Annotated in this window: 18 protein-coding genes and 1 pseudogene; 6 read left to right on the top strand and 13 right to left on the bottom strand. The window is 57.7% G+C overall.

What is annotated here, in order from left to right; all coding sequences use genetic code 11:
• The first annotated feature begins 7 nt into the window (after nt 1-7).
• Nucleotides 8-1,288 carry a serine--tRNA ligase gene (serS, locus tag AB7M29_RS24220; protein WP_050682726.1) on the top strand — a complete coding sequence of 427 codons (1,281 nt, stop codon included), beginning with the start codon at nt 8-10 and terminating at the stop codon, nt 1,286-1,288.
• Nucleotides 1,289-2,683, top strand: coding sequence for a siroheme synthase CysG (cysG, locus tag AB7M29_RS24215; protein ID WP_052967901.1), 1,395 nt, complete (start codon nt 1,289-1,291; stop codon nt 2,681-2,683).
• 139 nt (nt 2,684-2,822) lie between these two features.
• On the opposite strand, the gene AB7M29_RS24210 is transcribed toward cysG, so the two are convergent.
• From AB7M29_RS24210 to AB7M29_RS24150, 13 genes and pseudogenes are all read right to left on the bottom strand, one after another.
• Complete coding sequence (locus AB7M29_RS24210; protein WP_454248180.1) at nt 2,823-3,830, bottom strand: glutathione S-transferase family protein; 1,008 nt, start codon at nt 3,828-3,830, stop codon at nt 2,823-2,825.
• Between the two features lie 90 nt (nt 3,831-3,920).
• Entirely contained in the window at nt 3,921-4,922 is a 1,002-nt protein-coding gene (locus AB7M29_RS24205; protein WP_448724685.1) for a glycosyl transferase family protein, read from the bottom strand.
• A gap of 97 nt (nt 4,923-5,019) precedes the next feature.
• A pseudogene (locus tag AB7M29_RS24200) lies at nt 5,020-5,178 on the bottom strand (IS3 family transposase); the annotation flags it as partial.
• Between the two features lie 89 nt (nt 5,179-5,267).
• Complete coding sequence (locus AB7M29_RS24195; RefSeq protein WP_007929174.1) at nt 5,268-5,756, bottom strand: thioesterase family protein; 489 nt, start codon at nt 5,754-5,756, stop codon at nt 5,268-5,270.
• 491 nt (nt 5,757-6,247) lie between these two features.
• A complete protein-coding gene (locus tag AB7M29_RS24190) occupies nt 6,248-6,436 on the bottom strand; it encodes a hypothetical protein (protein WP_192408072.1) in 189 nt (62 codons plus the stop codon).
• A gap of 102 nt (nt 6,437-6,538) precedes the next feature.
• The gene (locus AB7M29_RS24185; RefSeq protein WP_427622863.1) at nt 6,539-6,910 is read right to left on the bottom strand and encodes a DoxX family protein; all 372 of its coding nucleotides are present in this window, start codon (nt 6,908-6,910) and stop codon (nt 6,539-6,541) included.
• Nucleotides 6,911-6,954: 44 nt separating this feature from the next.
• A complete protein-coding gene (dmpG, locus tag AB7M29_RS24180; protein WP_427622862.1) occupies nt 6,955-7,977 on the bottom strand; it encodes a 4-hydroxy-2-oxovalerate aldolase in 1,023 nt (340 codons plus the stop codon).
• Between the two features lie 11 nt (nt 7,978-7,988).
• Complete coding sequence (locus AB7M29_RS24175) at nt 7,989-8,930, bottom strand: acetaldehyde dehydrogenase (acetylating) (RefSeq protein WP_427622861.1); 942 nt, start codon at nt 8,928-8,930, stop codon at nt 7,989-7,991.
• 52 nt (nt 8,931-8,982) lie between these two features.
• The gene (locus AB7M29_RS24170) at nt 8,983-9,774 is read right to left on the bottom strand and encodes a 2-keto-4-pentenoate hydratase (RefSeq protein ID WP_192408086.1); all 792 of its coding nucleotides are present in this window, start codon (nt 9,772-9,774) and stop codon (nt 8,983-8,985) included.
• Nucleotides 9,771-11,522 carry a bifunctional 3-(3-hydroxy-phenyl)propionate/3-hydroxycinnamic acid hydroxylase MhpA gene (gene mhpA / locus AB7M29_RS24165; RefSeq protein WP_427622860.1) on the bottom strand — a complete coding sequence of 584 codons (1,752 nt, stop codon included), beginning with the start codon at nt 11,520-11,522 and terminating at the stop codon, nt 9,771-9,773. Before mhpA ends, AB7M29_RS24170 begins: the two co-directional genes overlap by 4 nt.
• 12 nt (nt 11,523-11,534) lie before the next feature.
• Nucleotides 11,535-12,530: a VOC family protein gene (locus tag AB7M29_RS24160; RefSeq protein WP_427622859.1), complete on the bottom strand. Its 996-nt coding sequence runs from the start codon at nt 12,528-12,530 to the stop codon at nt 11,535-11,537.
• Between the two features lie 24 nt (nt 12,531-12,554).
• Nucleotides 12,555-13,424 carry an alpha/beta fold hydrolase gene (locus AB7M29_RS24155; RefSeq protein WP_427622858.1) on the bottom strand — a complete coding sequence of 290 codons (870 nt, stop codon included), beginning with the start codon at nt 13,422-13,424 and terminating at the stop codon, nt 12,555-12,557.
• A 251-nt stretch (nt 13,425-13,675) separates the two neighbouring features.
• Nucleotides 13,676-14,281 carry a TetR/AcrR family transcriptional regulator gene (locus AB7M29_RS24150; protein ID WP_192408094.1) on the bottom strand — a complete coding sequence of 202 codons (606 nt, stop codon included), beginning with the start codon at nt 14,279-14,281 and terminating at the stop codon, nt 13,676-13,678.
• A gap of 192 nt (nt 14,282-14,473) precedes the next feature.
• On the opposite strand from AB7M29_RS24150, the gene AB7M29_RS24145 reads away from it, so the two are divergent.
• From AB7M29_RS24145 to AB7M29_RS24130, 4 genes are all read left to right on the top strand, one after another.
• Nucleotides 14,474-15,547 (top strand): amidohydrolase family protein, encoded by a 1,074-nt coding sequence (locus AB7M29_RS24145; protein WP_192408096.1) that lies wholly within the window; start codon nt 14,474-14,476, stop codon nt 15,545-15,547.
• Between the two features lie 107 nt (nt 15,548-15,654).
• Entirely contained in the window at nt 15,655-16,950 is a 1,296-nt protein-coding gene (locus AB7M29_RS24140) for an OmpP1/FadL family transporter (protein WP_454248179.1), read from the top strand.
• A gap of 123 nt (nt 16,951-17,073) precedes the next feature.
• Entirely contained in the window at nt 17,074-17,322 is a 249-nt protein-coding gene (locus tag AB7M29_RS24135) for a VOC family protein (protein WP_192408100.1), read from the top strand.
• A 147-nt stretch (nt 17,323-17,469) separates the two neighbouring features.
• Entirely contained in the window at nt 17,470-19,326 is a 1,857-nt protein-coding gene (locus AB7M29_RS24130; protein WP_427622856.1) for a DUF1302 domain-containing protein, read from the top strand.
• The last annotated feature ends 10 nt before the right edge of the window (nt 19,327-19,336 follow it).

Raw genomic sequence — 19,336 nt, 5'->3', positions numbered from 1 at the left:
AACCGACATGCTCGATTCCAAACTGTTACGTAGCAACCTTCAGGACGTAGCGGACCGCCTGGCATCCCGTGGCTACACGCTGGATGTTGCGCGCATCGAAGCGCTGGAAGAACAGCGCAAGACCGTCCAGACCCGTACCGAGGCACTGCAGGCTGAACGTAACGCGCGCTCCAAGTCCATCGGTCAGGCCAAGCAGCGCGGCGAAGACATCGCGCCGTTGATGGCGGACGTCGAGCGCATGGCGGGTGAGTTGAGCGCCGGTAAAGTCGAGCTGGACGCGATCCAGACCGAGCTGGATTCGATCCTGCTGGGCATCCCGAACCTGCCGCACGAATCGGTGCCGGTCGGCGATGACGAAGAAGGCAACGTTGAAGTGCGCCGCTGGGGCACGCCTAAGGCCTTCGATTTCCCGGTTCAGGACCACGTGGCCCTGGGCGAGAAGTTCGGCTGGCTGGACTTCGAAACCGCCGCCAAGTTGTCCGGCGCCCGTTTCGCCCTGCTGCGCGGCCCGATCGCCCGTCTGCACCGCGCGCTGGCACAGTTCATGATCAACCTGCACATCAACGAACACGGTTACGAAGAGGCTTACACCCCGTACCTGGTGCAGGCGCCTGCGTTGCAGGGCACCGGGCAGTTGCCTAAGTTCGAAGAAGACCTGTTCAAGATCAGCCGCGAAGGCGAAGCCGATCTGTACCTGATCCCGACCGCTGAAGTGTCGCTGACCAACATCGTTGCTGGCGAGATCGTCGATTCGAAACTGCTGCCGATCAAATTCGTGGCACACACGCCGTGTTTCCGCAGCGAGGCCGGTGCATCGGGTCGCGACACTCGCGGCATGATCCGTCAGCACCAGTTCGACAAGGTCGAGATGGTCCAGATCGTTGAACCATCGACCTCGATGGAAGCGCTGGAAGGCCTGACCGCCAACGCCGAGAAAGTCCTGCAACTGCTGGAACTGCCGTATCGCACCCTGGCGCTGTGCACGGGCGACATGGGCTTCAGCGCGGTCAAGACCTACGACCTGGAAGTGTGGATTCCGAGCCAGGACAAATACCGCGAAATTTCGTCGTGCTCCAACTGCGGAGATTTCCAGGCCCGCCGCATGCAAGCGCGTTTCCGCAACCCGGAAACCGGTAAGCCTGAGCTGGTTCACACCCTGAACGGTTCCGGCCTGGCGGTCGGTCGTACCCTGGTGGCGGTGCTTGAGAACTACCAGCAGGCCGACGGTTCGATCCGTGTGCCTGAGGTGCTCAAGCCGTACATGGGTGGCCTTGAGGTCATCGGCTAAATGGACTATCTGCCGCTGTTTCATAACCTCCGCGGCAGTCGTGTATTGGTCGTCGGCGGTGGGGAGATTGCCTTGCGTAAATCCCGCCTGCTGGCCGAAGCCGGTGCGCTGCTGCGGGTGGTCGCGCCTGAAATCGAACCGCAACTGCGCGAGCTAGTGGTTGGCAGCGGTGGCGAGTGCCTGTTGCGTGGCTACGCCGAAACGGACCTGGACGGTTGCGGGCTGATCATCGCTGCCACCGACGACGAACCGCTGAACGCGCAAGTCTCCGCCGATGCTCATCGGCGTTGCGTGCCGGTCAACGTGGTGGACGCTCCGGCCCTGTGCAGCGTGATCTTCCCGGCGATCGTCGACCGTTCCCCATTGATCATTGCGGTGTCCAGCGGCGGCGATGCGCCGGTGCTGGCGCGGTTGATTCGCGCCAAGCTGGAAACCTGGATTCCTTCCACCTACGGCCAACTGGCCGGTCTGGCGGCGCGTTTCCGCACTCAGGTCAAAGGCCTGTTTCCGGATGTGCAGCAGCGCCGGGCGTTCTGGGAGGATGTATTCCAGGGCCCGATTGCCGACCGGCAACTGGCCGGGCAGGGCGCCGAGGCCGAGCGCTTGATGCTGGCGAAAATCAATGGCGAAGCACCCGTCGCTACCGGCGAAGTTTATCTGGTGGGCGCCGGGCCGGGTGACCCCGACCTGTTGACCTTCCGCGCCTTGCGTCTAATGCAGCAAGCCGATGTGGTGCTGTATGACCGTCTGGTGGCGCCGGCGATTCTGGATTTGTGCCGTCGCGATGCCGAGCGGGTCTACGTCGGCAAGCGCCGCGCCGATCACGCCGTGCCTCAGGAACAGATCAACCAGCATCTGGTGGATCTGGCCAAGGCCGGCAAACGCGTGGTGCGTTTGAAGGGCGGCGATCCGTTTATCTTCGGGCGTGGCGGTGAAGAGATCGAAGAACTGGCGGCCCATGGCATTCCGTTTCAGGTGGTGCCGGGCATTACTGCAGCCAGCGGTTGCGCGGCGTATGCCGGGATTCCGCTGACTCACCGCGATTACGCGCAGTCGGTGCGGTTCGTCACCGGGCACCTCAAGGACGGTTCCACCGATTTGCCGTGGGCCGACCTGGTCGCGCCGGCGCAAACCCTGGTGTTTTACATGGGGCTGGTGGGCTTGCCGATCATCTGCGAGCAGTTGATCAAACACGGTCGCGCAGCCGATACCCCGGCGGCGTTGATCCAGCAGGGCACCACGGTCAATCAGCGGGTGTTTACCGGCACCCTGGCCGACCTTCCACGGCTGGTGGCGGAGCATGAAGTGCATGCGCCGACGCTGGTGATCGTCGGGGAAGTGGTGCAACTGCGCGAGAAATTGGCGTGGTTTGAAGGGGCTCAGGCGCAGGTCTGAATACCGAGTGGCCTCCTTCGCGAGCAAGCCCGCTCCCACATTAGAGCGTGTTCAGCCACAGATTCATGGCCAGACACAGATCAAATGTGGGAGCGGGCTTGCTCGCGAAGAGGCCCTCAAAACCACCCCCATGCTCAGATCAGACCTCAGCTTTACGCCAAACCCCTTTCCCATTCAACCTTGCCCGATCATGAGCCGAAGTGAAATCCTGAGCCGGCCCTTTAGGCACGATCCCGGTCGGATTGATGGTCTTGTGGCTGCCGTAGTAGTGATTCTTGATGTGCTCAAAACTCACCGTTTCGGCTATCCCCGGCCACTGATAAATCTCCCGTAGCCAGTTCGACAGATTCGGATAATCGGCAATCCGTCGCAGGTTGCACTTGAAGTGCCCGAAGTACACCGCATCGAAACGAATCATCGTAGTGAACAGCCGAATATCCGCTTCCGTCAGGTATTCACCCGTCAGGTACCGATTTGCGCCCAGCAATTGCTCCAGCCGATCCAGCTCAGCAAACAGTTCGTCGAACGCTTCTTCATAAGCCTGCTGCGACGTAGCAAACCCGGCGCGATAGACGCCGTTATTCACCGCTGGATAAATCCGCTCGTTCAACGCATCGATCTCGGCCCGCAATGGCGCCGGGTAGAAATCCAGGTCATTGCCGGTCAGCTTATCAAAAGCACTATTGAACATGCGGATGATCTCCGCCGATTCATTATTGACGATGCGATTTGTCTGTTTGTCCCAGAGCACCGGCACAGTGACGCGACCGGTGTAGTTAGCGGTATCGGCGGTGTAGCGTTGGTGCATGAAATTGAAGTGATCAAGCTTGTCGCCGGTCGAGCCCAGGCTCTTGTCAAAGGTCCAGCCGTTTTCCAGCATCAACCAACTGACCACCGACACATCGATCAGGTTTTCCAAGCCTTTGAGCTTACGCAGGATCAGCGTGCGATGAGCCCACGGGCAGGCGAGGGATACGTAGAGGTGATAGCGACCAGCGTCGGCGGCAAAACCACCGACACCGGTCGGGCCTGGCATGCCGTCGGCGGTCAGCCAGTTGCGACGTTGTGCCTGCTCACGCTGGAACGTGCCGTCCTTGCTGCTTTCGTACCATTGATCCTGCCAGCGTCCTTCGACTAACAAACCCATGTTCAAAACTCCTCAACCGATAAGCGTTGGAGAGGAGTCTATGCGCATAGGTTCGAACAAAAAGCGCAAAGGTTAGGCAGTTATGATCGGTTAAATCGATCGGTCCCTTGCATCCCAATACTGCTGGGCGGTTTCGAACGCTTGCTCGCGGGTCTGGCCGAGGCCGCGCAACGCCAGGGCCATGGTCGAGATCAACGCCATTTGCGGGTAGCTGTCGACAACGTCGCCACGCCACACCGCTTTCAAATGCTCTGGATCGAGCGTGGCCGGTTTGACGTGGCGCTGGGTCGACAGCTGTGGCCATTCTTCATCCCAGCTTTCGCCGCCGGTGGTGCCATACAAGTGACTGTCGGCGTCCGGATTGATCTCGATTTCACCACCATCGCCCTTGATGACAATGGCGGTGTCGCCGAGCAAACCGCTGGCATCGCGATGCACGGCCTGATAACCGGGGTGGAAAATGCTTTGCAGACCGCAGCGAGCGCCCAGTGGATTGAGAATTCGCGCCAGGGAATGGATCGGCGAGCGTAGGCCCAAGGTGTTGCGCAGGTCGATCATCCGCTGAAGTTGCGGGGCCCAGTCCACCAATGGCATGAACGCCAGACCGCCCTGATCGAGCGCCGCGCCGACCTGCTGCCAGTTGCGGCACAGTGGAATGTTCAGCGTCTCGAGCAGTTGTTCGCTGTAAAGCCGACCGGCCGTATGCGCGCCGCCGCCATGCATGAAGATGCGCACGCCGTTCTGTGCCAGGCACTTGGCCGCCAGCAGGTACCACGGCAGGTGACGCTTCTTGCCGGCATACGTCGGCCAGTCCAGATCAACTGCCAGCGCCGGTGGATTCAGGCGCTCACGCAAGGCTTCGGTGAACCCGGCCATTTCCTCGGCGCTTTCTTCCTTATGCCGCAACAGCATCAGGAACGCGCCGAGCTGGGTGTCCTCGACCTTGTCGTCGAACACCATGCCCATGGCCTCGCGGGCTTCCTCTCGGGTCAGGTCGCGGGCGCCGCGTTTGCCTTTGCCAAGGATCCGCACGAACTGGGCGAACGGGTGCTCGGCGGGCGTTTCGAGGGTCAGTGCTGGATAGTCGGTCATGCGTTCCGGAGCCTTGCTAACTGTTACATGTGGTTTATCTTCCATAAATCAGTCACTTACCTAATTTAACTTTTTCAAAATTTTTTACATCCCGACTTCATAATGAGGCACGTTCAAATGCCTCAGGACTGACACCGCCCAAGTAACTGTGGCGGCGGGTTCGGTTGTAAAACACTTAGATGTAATCGAACACATCAGCGCGATCATCCTGCCTGGTGCTGTAGATCTTCCGCTTGATCCGCTCTCGCTTCAGCGATTGCATTCGACCTGATCATTAGGTTGTACCGCTTGACTGGCAGAAAGTGGCCAGATTTTTGTTCGAGTTCCGTCCGCTGCGCGAAAAAACTACACCTCAGTGCCCTGATCACCAGAGCGATGCGGTCGCCCCCTAAACGGGTTGCTGCCGCCCTGCAGGTCTTGGAAATCTGTGCTGCGCGCTAATGCCTGCAGCGCCGCCAGCAGCAGAGCGGGTGGATTGACCATACGACGCTGTGTCAAATCCAGCCACCCGCCAGTGGATGTTACGCGAGCGGCAAGTTTACCCTTGCGGAAGAATTCGTTGCGCAGACGCATCTGGCTACCGTCTTCGGATAAACCGGCCAAGCACAGCGTACACTCCACTGAATCCAGCAGATGGAATTCGCGGAAATATTCAATCTGGTCATTAATCACCACGGGACCTATACCCAAGCGGCGAAACTCGCTCACGGGAAATCCCTGGCCAGCAAAATACGTCATGCGGACATCCACGGCCTTGTCAAGATAAGCGGTATTGCGCATATGCGAATTGAAATCCATATCGCCCCAGCCGGCGATTAGAGTCTGCTTGAACATTGTACTTCTCCGGGAAAATTACCTTTCAAGTGCGGGGGCAGGGTTTGGCGCATAACGTTGGTTTCAGGGGCCGGCTTTAGCCGGTCCCGAGCGAGTGACTTGAACCATTTGTTAGGGATGAAGACGTCAGGATGTGGACCGGGGCGACGCCTTGGATAGCGGGTGATCTAAGCTATGCCCGAGTATAGCGACAAGGCCACTCGGGCACGGCGATTCCGGCCAGGGTATTGATAGTGCGCCGCGCCAGCACTTCCCGTAGCACCGGTGTCACTATATGGCGGTGCACATCGATCCTGCCCGCAGTCATAGCGGCTGCGATGGCGGCCTCGCTCTCTTCGACGCTGATGGTCGGGCGTATCTGAGCGCTCTCCGGAACGGAACGCGTGCCTGAAGCGAGCACGCCCGCCCCCACCAGAGCGCCAGCTCCCACTACGAATGTACGACGATTCATGACCACCTCTTGTTCTTGAAATACCGGGCCCCGTCTCGGCTCAGCGATTGCGCATGCTTTCGCCCAGGGACGCCATCGGGCCGGTCGCGGCCCGCTTGATTCGCTCGGCAATGGATTCGCCCTCGAAAATCGGCTGGGCGGTCATCACCTCATCGGTGTGGCGGTACTGCGGGAACAGGTTGAGCGCATGCCCACGACTGATGCCGTACTGGACCTGCTCCGCGAACAAGTCCGACTCAGCCAGCGTACGGCATTGCGCCGATGGAGGCCTGTTGGCCGTTCTTCTCCAGCAACATGCCTTCCAGGCGCAGGTCCAGCGCTGAGAGCTTGGTCAGCTGCTTACCCAGTACGTAGAGCGCAGAGGTGCCGGCTTCGCCAGCATCCAGGCGCATACCAGCAGGATCAGCAACGCTGGAACTGCCTGCAACGCCGGGGTGTAGGCCAGGTGGTAGTAAAGGGCACCGAGCATCAGCGGGATCAGGCAGCCGGCTGCCAGCCGGCGAAGCGGTCTGATATAGAAGGCCAGCACCGCCGCCACTTCGCAAAGACCGACCGCCAAGGCGGTTCCATCGGGTAGCCCCATAGTGGTGAAGCTCTGTGCAACGGCCTGAACCCCGAGCAGTTTGGCGACCCCGGCGGCTCCAACGTACAGCGCCACCAAAGCGACAGCAATTGAATAAGTGTGGTGTTTGAACTTTTGCATGAATGCTCCTGGGCAGCGGGTAGCGCGCTGCCGGATAGGGTGGGTTAATGACGCGCCAGCAGGTCGAGTGCGACATCGACGATCATGTCTTCCTGGCCACCGACCATGCGGCGCCTTCCCAGTTCGACGAGGATGTCCAGCGTCTTGAGACCATACTTGGCGGCAGCGATTTCGGCGTGGCGCAGGAAGCTCGAATAGACTCCGGCATAACCCAAGGCCAGCGTTTCTCGATCGACCCGCACCGGTCGATCCTGCAATGGGCGAACAATGTCGTCGGCGGCGTCCATCAAGGTGTAAAGATCAGTGCCATGGTTCCAGCCCAGACGCTCGGCGGCCGCGATGAACACTTCCAGCGGCGCATTACCAGCACCGGCACCCATGCCTGCAAGGCTGGCGTCGATGCGGTCGCAGCCCTCTTCGACGGCGGTGATGGAATTGGCCACCCCCAGGCTCAGGTTATGGTGAGCGTGCATGCCGGTTTCGGTTTCTGGTTTGAGTACGGCTTTAAATGCGCGGAAGCGGTCGCGGGTGTCCTGCATGTTCATCGCACCGCCAGAGTCGGCCATGTAAACGCATGTCGCGCCATAACTCTCCATCAACTTGGCCTGCTGGGCCAGGTGCTCGGGGGGGATCATATGGCTCATCATCAAAAAGCCGACCGTATCCATCCCCAGCTCGCGGGCGTATTCGATGTGCTGTTTCGAAATATCCGCTTCGGTGCAATGAGTCGCGATGCGCACTACACGCGCACCAGCGCTGTAGGCGGCTTTGAGGTCATGCACCGTGCCGATGCCAGGCAACAATAGGGTCGTGATCTTTGCATGGCTGATGACATCGGCTGCGGCCTCGATCCATTCCAGATCAGTATGCGCTGCGAAGCCGTAGTTAAAGCTTGAACCTTGCAGACCGTCACCGTGGGCTACCTCAATCGAGTCGACCTTGGCCTTGTCCAGGGCGCGGGCAATGTCCTGCACATTCTGGATCGAATATTGATGGCGGATGGCATGGCTGCCATCGCGCAGGGTGACGTCGGAGATGTAGAGTTTTTTACCGGGATTAAAAGTCATGTTTGATCTCCTCAGGCGCTGAGCATCGACTGCGCCATGCGCTCGGCGGTGGCCAAGGCTGCGGACGTCATGATGTCGAGGTTGCCGGCATAGGCTGGCAAGTAATGGGCGGCGCCTTCGACTTCGAGGAACACCGAAGTTTTGAGCCCCGAGAATGCACCCAGACCTGGGATGTGCAGCGGAGCGTTTTCAGGGATCACGTCGAATTGCACTTTTTGTTTCAGCCGATAGCCCGGTACATAGTTTTCTACTGCCGCCGCCATTTCTTCGATGGACGCCTCGACTTCGGCTGGATCGGCCGCTTCAGACAGTACGAACACCGTGTCGCGCATCATCAGCGGTGGCTCGGCTGGATTCATTACGATGATCGCCTTGCCCTTGGTTGCACCTCCAATGATCTCGATTGCTTTGGAGGTAGTTTCGGTGAATTCGTCGATGTTGGCGCGGGTGCCGGGACCGGCGGATTTGCTGGCAATTGAGGCAACGATTTCGGCGTAGTGCACCTTGGCCACACGCGACACAGCGGCGACCATCGGGATGGTGGCCTGGCCACCGCAAGTGACCATGTTGACGTTGAGCTGATCCAGGTTCTGCTCAAGATTGACCACCGGCACACAGTACGGGCCGATGGCCGCCGGGGTCAGGTCGATCAGGCGGATGCCTGGCTGGATCGAGCGCAGGAACGCGTCGTTCTTCACATGGGCGCCCGCCGAGGTGGCATCGAAAACGAAGTCGATGTCGTTGAATATAGCCATGCGTGTCAGGCCTTCAACGCCTTCATGGGTGGTGGCCACCCCCATACGTTGGGCGCGGGCCAAGCCATCGGAAGCGGGGTCGATACCGACCATGACCGCCATTTCCAGGTATTTGGCGTTGCGCAGGATCTTGATCATCAGGTCAGTGCCGATGTTGCCGGAACCGATAATGGCGACCTTGAATTTTGTTTGGCTCATGGATGTAATCTCACAGACTGGCCGGGTCTAAGAGCCCGGCAGAGAAGGGGGCTCAGACGAAGTGGCAGCTGACTTCGCCAAGACGCGTCAGACGCAGGGTCAGGCTGTCGCCGACCGCGACGGGCGTCATCGGCCCGAGCGCCCCGGAAAGCAATACATCGCCGGCCTGCAAGGGGCGGCCCATTTGTGCCATTGTTCGCGCCAGCCACAGGCAGGCGTCGAGAGGGTTGCCTAGGCAAGCGGCACCGACACCAATCGATGCTGCGGCGTTATTTTTCTCCAACAACATCCCTTCAAGTCTCAAATCCAGGGAGGACAGCCGGGTGGGCTGTTTCCCCAACACGTAGAGGGCCGACGAGGCGTTGTCGGCTACTGTGTCCACCAATGTGATGTTCCAGTTCTCAATGGCCGAGTCGACGATTTCCAGGGCTGGAACCACGTAGTCCACGGCCCGAAGCATCTCAGCCAACGTGGTATCGAGATGGGGAAGATCGCGTCCCAGAACAAAAGCGATCTCGCCTTCGGCTTTTGGCTGAATCAATTGGTTGGTCTGAATTTGACCGCCATCCACAATTTCCATGTCGGCGAACAACATGCCGAAATCGGGTTGGTCGACACCCAGTTGCTGCTGCACGGCGGCGGAGGTCAGCCCGACTTTTCGGCCTGTCAGACGACGCCCTTGGGCCAGAGCTAGATTGGTATTGATCTCCTGCACGGCATAAGCGCCAGTCAGGGTATCGACGCCGAAGGAATCTGATATCCGCGCGCAGGGTTTACGCTGTTGGCGGGCAACAGACAGGGCTGCGGCGGCGGATTGCAGCTGCGGCAAAGAAAACAGATTCATGCGCTTTTCCTCATGGCGGCGGGGAAGTTGGCCACGTGTTCGAGACTCGGTGCCCACTGCAACTGGAACTTCAGTTCAGTGATCGCAAGGTCCAGGTCGTTGGCCTTGACCATGGCGAAGGTGAATTTGTCCGGACGCACCACGGCAATAGCACCCGAGGAGAACCCCGAGCGTTTGAACCAGGCAATCATTTCACCGCGCACATCCTCGACCTCCACCAACTCGCAGGTGTTGACACGCTCGACGTTAGCGCCTTGTGGCCGTGTGCCAAACTCGAAGAGGCTGGCATAACGAGTGCCTTGCGCATCGAGCAGTTGCCGGGATGCCGCGCTAAGGTGCTTCCGCGGGTCTACTTGCAGTCCAATCAGCGCATAACCTTCGCCCAGCAAGTCATCGAGCAATACTCGCTGGCCCTTGAACGTGCGTACTTCGGGTTGCGGGATCATCGTGCCTTCAGGGGACCGCCGATGCCTGCGCGGCATTCCTAGATAGCTGTCGAGTCCATAGGTGGGTGCTGGTTTAAAGCGTCCTTCGCGAACGTAACGCCCGAGGAATGGCGTCACCAGGACGGTTTTGACAAGCAAGTTACGCAGCCGGCTGGCAATCGGATTGGACATCGAGACGAAATCTTTCATTTGCACCGAAATGTCGATCATCGCTTTGGCGTGATGAAAACGTTCGGTTCCATAGGTATCGAGCAACCGGTCGTTCGCACGCCCCTTGAGCACAGAGTCCAGTTTCCAGGCAAGGTTGTACGCGTCTCGCACCCCGGAACTCATGCCCTGGCCCATGAACTGCGGCGTCATATGCGCGGCGTCTCCGGCAATGAAGACCCGACCTTTACGCCAATCCTTGGCGACCAGCGCGTTGAAGGTGTAGACCAGCTTGCGTTTGACGATGAACTTGTCCGGATCGACGTGTCGACTGATGAGTGCTCGCACGACTTGCGGATCCTCCATCTGCTCCTTCGTCTGGCCTGGCATCAGCATGAACTCGAAGCGGTGAAAGCGGCCGGGTTGAGGGCAGCAGACGGTAGGGCACTCGGGGTCGCAGATGAAGCTGAAGTAAGGCAGATGGCGCAATTCGTCTTCGCCTTCTTTCATTTCCAGGTCGACCACCAGCCAGGGCTCAGGAAAATTCTTGCCGCTCATGCCGATGCCTAGGGCTTCGCGCACCGTGCTGCGACCGCCATCGGCGCCGATTAGATAGCGACCGCGAAGGGTTTGCGGATCCGGGTCGACAGCTGTTTCGTTGCGTGCGTCGCTGGCATCGCTAAAGCGAAAGCTGCTGGTGGCTTGATGGGTGACGGTGACGCCTTCGTCATCCTGTTCGAACTGTGTGAGTTCGCGGCCACGGGCGATCTGAACCGTCGGATAACGCTTGAGCAAATCACTCAAGGTGGTTTCCAGCCAGGGCTGATACAGGAAGTTGATGATTGGCCAGCCATAAGGGCGATCAAGGCGCCAATACTGGCCCAGCACTTTGCCATTCGCGAGGACCCACTGAGCGGGTGTATCCACCTGCATGTTGACCGCTAGGTCGTCGGCGACCCCGGCGGCCTGCATGACACGCATGCATTCGTCATCGGTGTAGACGGCCCGGGCGTTGCCGTAAAATGTCGGCTCGCGCTCGAGCACCACCACCGACAAACCACGTTTGCCCAGTAGATGTGCCAAGGTTGCGCCGGTCGGGCCGAGGCCAGAAATAATCACATCAACGGTCTGCGTATTGTCGTTCTTGTTATTCATGCGATGCCTCTCTTACAGCGGTGAATACTCGGGGTTCAGCAACGAGCGCACGCCGCGGGCGAAATTGCCCAGATTGGTGGAGAATTTGTGCAAGGTGCCGGTTTTCTCCGGACGGTGGCCCCAGAGGCTGATGCCTTGATAGGAGGTCGTCTGCCATTGCGCCTCGTCGACCACCAATGCATTCCAGCCCAGTTCCAGCTCAAAGCCGCTGGGGCTCATCACGTAGAACGATTGCTCGCGGTCATTGGGGTGTTCGCCGATTTCATGGGCCATCTCGAAACCCAGTTTTCGGCAACGCAAAAATGCCTCGGTGAGTTCGCTGACCGAGGTCGTCAACAGGTTCATGTGCTGGACACGAGTGCGAATCGGGTCCATTTGCAGGCCGCGCAGACGAGCAATTGCGATCGAATGGTGGCGCTCGTTGACACGGAAAAAATCGATGTCCAGCGTCAATCCTGCGATGCGTTCGACGATATGATCGCTGGTACGGGCATCAAAGATTTCTTGCCAGAAACGCCGCATCTGTTGTGGTTTACGCGAAGTGATCGCTAGATGCCCCATGCCGGCCTGACCGGTGATAAACCCGGCATTGAGCATGTTCAGCGGTTGGTCAGTGGTCAGCGGTTCCCAGAACAGCTCAACAGCCAGGCGCTTGGGGCCGAGGACGCGCCAGAACTGCCTCACCCCCCGATGTGCTGCCGCGCTCGGGTCGCTGATCTGTACTTCGATACCCAGGCGCTGCAAACGTCTCAGAACTTCATCCAGGGTCGCCTGATCGCGCAGTTGCCAGCCTACGGCGATGAAGTCTTCCTGGTCACCGCGCTGGACGATGATCCGCCGTTGGTGGGTGTCCATACGAAAAGCCAGGGTCTGCTCATCAGCGCAGACCAGATGTAATCCGATGCCGTCCTGGAGTAATGAACGCCACTGCTCCAGGCGATTGGACTCGATCAGTGCATAACCCATGCTGCTGGCGCCGAAAATGTCCAGGCTTTCTCTGTTTGCCATTGATTGATACCCCATCCAGGCAAGTCAGCGTGCAGTGCGGCAACTGAGAAACGCTGCGGTCACTGCGTTGAACTCGTCCGAGCGCTCCCACTGCACCCAGTGTCCGGTTTTGCTGAACAGATAAAGATCGCAATCAGGCATGCGACTGCGCAGGGCTTCACCGCCGCTCGGACGATTGACTTTGTCTTCGGCACCCCAGAGAACCAGGGTCGGTACCTGGCAGTTTTTCAGCCGTGGATCGCGGGTGAAGTCCCAGTGGCGGAAGTTGGGGATGCCCTGGGGTTTACGCAGTGGCGGTGCGGCGATCACTTGCGGATCGATGCTTGCCTGGTAGCGTTCCTGGATCATCGCATCGGTGACTTTACTGCCGTCATAGACCAGGTACTCGCGAATGAAGCGGGTGATCTTCTCCAGTGAGGGGCCTTCGTATGAGTAGTAATCGAGCAGAAGCTTGAGGCCGGGAGTAGGCAGACTTCGTGTCGTATTGACGCCACCGGGCCCCATTAACACCAATGCCGAAACCCGACCTGGTGCATCGAGCGCCATTCGCAGGGCACACGCCCCGCCCAATGAATTACCAACCAAATGAGCGCTGCTTATTTTCAGGGTGTCCAGCAAACCGAGCATCGCACCGGCCAGGTCTCCGAAAGGGTCCTTGCGATCCACACCTTTTGTGGACTGGCCGTAGCCAGGCATATCGGCGACGATTACTCGAAACCGCCGAGATAGTGCTTCGATGTTTTGCGAGTAATTGGACAGACCAGATGCACCAGCACCACCACCATGCAGCATGAGCAATGGATAGCCGGTGCCCATTTCACTGATGAAAATTTGCCGACGGCCGACTTGTACCGTGCGGGAAGTCAAACCTGGGAGGGATTCTTTATTAGTCATTGTCAGCTCCTGTCGTAAAGCGCGCCGTCTGATTGCGGTAAAAATCGCAATAAGGTAGCGCTTTCGATCAAAAATTATCACTAAAGTATAAAAATGAACATATGTGTTCAAATATATTTTTGAGCGAAGCAGGGTGTCAGACGGATGGCAGTGATAATGAAACGAAGGGCGAGCGGAAGCTCGGGGGAGGCGCGAGTCGAGCGGGGCCTCCTTGATTGCGAGACGAGGCCTCTACAGGAATGAAGAAGGGGTCACACGGGCAGTGGTGGTAATTCCATGATAGCGATGACCCGTGCCTCCTCTGCCGGCACGCCCAGTGCCCGGAGCACAAGTTCCGCCATGTCGGAGCCGGCGTCTCTCCAAGTCTTGTGTCCTTGCACAACCAGCAAGGTGGCAATCAAGACGCTACCGCCGATCATGCCCATCACTGACGGCAGTTGCTCTTGCCGGAAGCTGTACGTTTCGGACGCCAAACCGCTGAGTACATCTTGCATTGGTGGGCCGCTCCACATTTTTTGCAGCGTTAAATTGCTGGCGGCATAACGCACGATGAAGCTGCCCCAGTGAGGTTCCTCATGAGCCCGACGAATATAAAAGCGAATTCCATTGGCCAGACGTTCGGCTGGTGGAGTGTCAGGACTAGCACTCCTGGCAACCCTGTCATTCATCTCTGCGCTAAGGTGGCTGGCCACATCCTCGAATAGCGACTCGACAGAGGCAAGATTGTTGTAAATCGTGCCGCGCGCAACGCCAGCGATCTGCGCGAGTTCACTGACATTGATCTCTTCGACGCTTTTCTCGGCGAATAGCTGGATGGCTGCATCGTGGATTCGTTTTTGAACGCGACTCAGCTTCAAGGGGAAGCACTCCAAAACAAGTAATAATGCATTGAACAGCTGCGTTCAAAATAAATCAACACTGGGGTTTGGTAGGATTGACATATTTGAACAATAGTGTCCAATATTGGACCGAGGATGTGTTTTAGCCCTACCGCCACACTGAGCGCAGGGATTCAGTCGCTCGGTCGAAACCCAGCCAAGAGTATTACCATGTCAATCAAGCAAGGTCGTATCGACGTCCACCACCACATCATCCCGCCATCCTTTGTTGGAACTATGAGCGCTAGGGGGCTGCATAAGGTCGCTGGAGCCCCCCTACCGAGCTGGACGCCGGAGAAATCGATTGAAGTGATGGATGCTAATGGGATCGAGCGGGCAGTCACTTCGTTGTCGGCGCCAGGCGTGCATTTTGGTGGCGGTGTGCAGCAGGCCAATGTACTTGCTCGCAGTTGCAACGAGTTCGCCGCAGATATGCGTTCCCGCTATCCCGCGCGGTTCGGTAATTTTGCGGTGCTCCCCATGCCTTTTACTGAAGCTGCCTGTGCGGAAGCAATATATGCGCTGGATGTCCTCAAGGCCGAGGGCGTCGTGCTGCTAGGCAGTACCGATGGGGTGTTTTTAGGGGATTCGCGGTTTGACGAGTTGATGGCTGAACTTGATCGGCGCAAGACGGTAGTGTTCGTGCATCCAAACATGCACGAAACTAGCGAGAGCATTGGGCTTCAAACCCCCGGTTTTCTAATTGAGTTTCTATGTGATACCACTCGCGCGGCAGTAAACCTGATCCTAAGTGGAACGATGGAGCGTTACCCTGGCATCAACTGGATCCTCGCTCACTCCGGCGGCTTCTTACCTTTCGTGGCTTGGCGTGTCTCATTGGCGAATGCTTTACCGGAGTTTCAGAACGCTGCTCCTCAGGGAGTTATGACCTACATACGTCGTTTTTACTTCGACACAGCCTTATCTCCGTCGCGTTTCTCAATGGCAGCCCTTAAAGAATTGGTTGAGCCATCGCACATTCTGTTCGGCAGTGATTTCCCCTTCGCGCCGGCGCCCGCCACTGCGCTGCAATGTCAGACGCTGGACAGTTCGAATATGTGGTCTCCGTCTATTCAGCACGGAATCAATCGCGGTCATGCCTTGAGCCTTTTCCCGCAGTTTAAACAAGCAAATGAAGTCGTCTCACCTGCGCCCATCTACGAGGGCGAGTCGTTCGCACAACGCTTTAGACGCAGTCTGACTCGACCAATGGGCGCCCTCGCCGAGCGTATGCGTAATCGCTGATTTTTACTTATATGATCATCGTTGACTTTATTTGAACATAGTTGTTCAATCTTGTCGTACGGGCTATCCATTCCCGATGAGTCAAAAAAATAATAAGAGCTTTAGCCATGAAAATAAGAAATCAGCTATGCGCGCTGGGGCTGTGCCTCACGTCCACCCAGCTCCTGGCCAATGGCCTGCAAATTAACGAACAAAGCATCAGCTCGGAGGGAAAGGCTTATTCCGGCCGCGCCTCAGACGTTCAGGATGCCACCGTCGTCTACGGCAACCCTGCGGGCATGTCGAAATTGACCGGTGAACACGTCAGTGGCGGTATCAGTATTATCGACGCCAACACTCGTATCAGCTCCGTCAACACGTCGGTGGCAGGTACTTCCCGCGGGGATATGGTGCCTAGCCCCATTGTCGTGCCGTCGGGGTTCTACACGCTGCAACTCAATCAGGATTGGCATGTCGGGTTCGGTGTTTACGCCCCCTTTGGCGGTTCGACCGATTACGAAAGCAGCTTCCAGGGACGCTACCGCAGTTCGCGTACCCAAGTGAAAGTGGTGACGTTGCAGCCGACAGTGAGTTACCGGATAAGCGATCGCTTGTCGGTAGGTTTCGGCCCGACGATTAACCACATCGAGGGGCTTCTCGAAAGCAAGATCGATAACCGGGCAGTGAGAGGGCAAGGCGACGGGACGGTCAAGGTGACGGGCGACGACACAGCGCTGGGTTTTAATGTGGGCATCATGTTCGATCCATTCGATGACCTAACGCTGGGCCTGACCTATCACTCAAAGGTTGATTACACCCTCGAAGGCAAGACGAAAGTGTCTGGAGCCAATGGCCTGCTGGGATCGATTCCGGCGCTGGGCCTGCCAGGGCTCAATGGGAAATATGATGCGAGTCTGGACTTCACCACGCCGGAAACCGTTGATGCTTCAGCGACCTGGCGCTTCAACGATCGGCTGGATTTTTCTGCCGGTGCGCTGTGGAGCCGGTGGAGCCGGGTGCCCGAATTGAATGTCCAAAACGCTGGGGTGCCACGCAACTATGCCGCATTCGACTCGATTGTCGAAACCCTGAAGTGGCGTGACACCTGGTCCTTTTCGACAGGCTTGTCCTACCGCCTGAACAAGCAATGGAAAATTCGTACCGGTATCGCTTACGAGCCGACTCCCATGCCTAACCAGTACACCTCCACCCGAGCACCTACGGGGGATCGGAAAATCTTCACGCTGGGTTTGAACTGGCAGGCTACCGAGCAAATGTCTTTGGATCTGGGGTACGGATATATCCATGAGGACACCGTTAAAGTTTCCCAACCCACTACTCAAGGCGGCTTGCGTCCGGGTTACAGCGCAAAGTATCAGAACAGTATCAACGGGATCGGTTTACAGATGAACTATGCGTTTTGAACGTGAACAAGTGCCGCTTCGTAACACACTGAACTGACCCACCGTTAATGCACCAGCGCGGCCTTGTTAATTAAGGTTGATGGCTAGGCTTTGCCCGCGAAACGGCTACGGAGAACAGTAAAAATGATTGGCCATACCGCTTTTCCTCATACTGTACTGGCGACGCCACAACCGGTGCGTCACCCAAAAACCTCCGTTAAGGCCGCCAGCCTCGCCTACTTGATTTTCGAGCGGTCGGACCTCGATAAGGCCGAGCAATACCTGACCGATTTTGGTTTGATCCTCGCACTGCGTAGCGATGACCAGTTGTACCTGCACGGCACCGGCCCGGCACAGCCTCCAGATCGGGACTGGATGGAGCCGCCCCTATGACGCGACGCTAATCCTCAAGTAATACCGATCGAAATAATCCGAACACCGGCCATTGCCCCGAGCACTGGCCAGTAGGACCTGCTGCGCCCAAAAAACCGCAACAGGTCGGCAACACCTCCACAAAAACAACAAGAGGTAGTGAAGGTTATGATGCGTAAACCTCCAACAGGGCGACAGCTCTATTTGCCGCTGACCGTCGGTCTTGCAAGCAGCATCAGCGCACCCGTGTATGCGGTGAACTTCAGTATTGGCGAAATCCAGGGGCAGTTCGATTCGACGCTGTCGGTGGGCGCCAGTTGGGCGTTGCGCAACCCTGATCCGGAGCTGTTGAACAGCCACAGCGCCGATGATGGCAAACGTAATTTCGGCAAGGGCGACACCTTCTCGAAAGTGTTCAAAGGCATTCATGACCTCGAACTGAAGTACGGCGATTCCGGCATATTTGCGCGCGGTAAGTACTGGTACGACTTTGAACTCAAGGACGAAAGCCGTCTGTTCAAAGACATCGATGACAGCAACCGCAAGGAAGGTGCGAAGGCAGCTGGTGCGCAGCTATTGGACGCTTTTGTTTACCATAATTATCTCATCGGCGATTTGCCCGGTACCGTGCGTGTCGGCAAGCAAGTAGTGAGTTGGGGCGAGAGCACATTTATCCAAGGCGGTATCAACTCGATTAACCCTATCGACATCGCCGCTTTCCGTCGTCCAGGTGCGGAGATCAAAGAAGGGCTGATCCCGGTCAACATGTTTTACTTGTCGCAGAACCTGACCGAAAATCTTACGGCCGAAGCATTCTATCAGTTGGAGTGGGACCAGACGGTCATCGACAACTGCGGCACGTTCTTCTCGCAGAACGATGTATTAGCCGATGGCTGCGGTGGATTACCGGTTGGGCCTATTCTCGACCGAAGTGCCGCAGCACAAGCCGCACTGCGCCCGTTAGGAGTCAATCTGACTTCAGAAGGTATCGAGATTCCCCGCGCCGGTGACCGTGATGCCCGAGACAGCGGCCAGTTCGGCGCTGCGCTACGTTGGTTTGCTCCAGAGCTGGACAGCGAATTCGGCGCTTACTTTCTCAATTACCACAGCCGTCAACCGTATATCAGCGCCGTCACCAGCCCTCATGTAACGGATGTGGGGTTTGCGCCGCAGCTGTGCGGTAATCTCGGTGTGCCGTTGGCCGGTTGTAATCGCTTTCTGGGCAGCGCCACCGGCCAGCAACTGGCCCAAGCCTATCGCCTCGGTACCTCGAAGTACTTCGCTGATTACCCCGAAGACATTCGTCTATATGGTTTGAGTTTTAGCACCAGCTTGTCTACCGGCACAACCTTATCTGGCGAAGTCAGCTATCGGCCAAATATGCCACTGCAAATCAACGCCGTAGACTTGATCAGCGCAGCGATTGGTGTTCCGGCAGCTTCACCTGTGTTGTCTTCCGGTGCGGTGACCTTGGCCAACAGCAGCGATGTCAGTGGCTACCGACGCAAAGAAGTGACCCAGGCTCAAGTCACCGCAACGCACTTTTTCGACCAAGTCATGGGTGCGGATCGCCTGACCCTGATCGCCGAAGTGGGCGCTACCCACATCGGAGGGCTGGAAGGTAAAGGTGGTTTGCGTTACGGCCGCAGCACTGCTTATGGTCAAGGTCGGCTGTATCCAAACAACAGCCTGTGCACCAGCAACAGCGTAACGCCGAACAACTGCAACAACGATGGCTTTGCTACCAGCAACTCCTGGGGTTACCGCGCTCGGGCGATCTGGGAATACAACAACGTCATCCCGGGGGTTGAGCTACGCCCCAACCTCGCCTGGTCACACGACGTTTCCGGTTATGGGCCGGAGCCAGGCTTCAACGAAGGCTCCAAAGCAATCAGCGTCGGCCTTGATGCCACCTACCTGAATACCTACAACGCTAGCCTGGCATACACCGATTATTTCGGTGGGGATTACAACGTCAATATCGACCGTGATTTTCTCGCCCTGAGTCTCGGCGTCTCCTTTTGAGTGGAAGCAA

The organism is Pseudomonas sp. F-14 TE3623 (assembly GCF_053629015.1).
The sequence above is the reverse complement of the archived record's forward strand: the minus strand, read 5'-3'. Positions and strand labels throughout refer to the sequence as shown.